The organism is Neisseria sp. P0009.S007 (assembly GCF_051962515.1).
Genome location: NZ_JBQCVF010000752.1, coordinates 1 through 833, shown reverse-complemented (window position 1 = coordinate 833; position 833 = coordinate 1). Strand labels below are relative to the sequence as shown.

1 protein-coding gene is annotated in these 833 nt (G+C 56.1%); it reads right to left on the bottom strand.

Features of this window, described 5'->3' with window-relative positions; genetic code table 11:
- On the bottom strand, nucleotides 1–833 hold an 833-nt coding region (gene holB, locus ACTHS3_RS16130), incomplete at both ends, for a DNA polymerase III subunit delta' (protein WP_440368523.1).

Genomic DNA, 833 nt, shown 5'->3' with positions numbered 1-833 from the left:
TCAAGCTGCATTTTAACACTCAAGGTATGGTATCCGTAAGGGTTGAGCGCGTTCAGACGGCCCAATAGGGCAAACAGTTTGCGTGAATCGGTTTTAGAGGCCGTCTGAAGCAGGGCTTGGGCATGGTGCGGATAATAAAGCGGCGCCATGCTTTGTTGTGCCAAGCCGACATCCATCAGCCACTTTTGCAACCAGTCGATGAAAACGGCCAGCGGTTGTTTTTGTTTGTCGAACGCGGCGGCGTAGTCGAGTATGGCTAACAGGCGCGGTGCGGCCAGCAGAGTCAGCAACTCTTCGCGTAATGCGTCCAATTCGGGAGTCGGCGTGAATAAAGGTGCGCCGCTGTGAAATGCCAACAAGGCTTCAGCATTTCCCACACCCTGTTGGCGCAGGTATGCCGCAGCCTGCTCATGGGTAGGCGAGGGCAGCACCATCTGGCGGCAACGGCTTTTGATGGTAGGCAGGAGTTTGTCGCGCGCATGGGTAACGAGCAGGAAAACGACGTGTTGCGGCGGCTCTTCCAGAGCTTTCAACAAACCGTTTGCCGCCTGTGTGTTCATGCTTTCAGCCGGATGCACCAATACCACGCGCAGTCCGCCGCGGACAGCGGTCAGGTAAATGTTTTCCACAATATCGCGCACGGCATCGATTTTGATTTGCAGGAGTTTGCGTCCTGTTGCCTCGCCTTCGGGCATTTCCGGCGTGAGTTCGTAAAAGTCGGGATGGGTGTTTTGGCTGAACAAATGGCACGAAGCACACTCGCCGCAGGGTTCATGGCCGGACTTGGGCGATTCGCACAGCAATGCCTGCGCGACAAAGCGGGCAAACTCGGT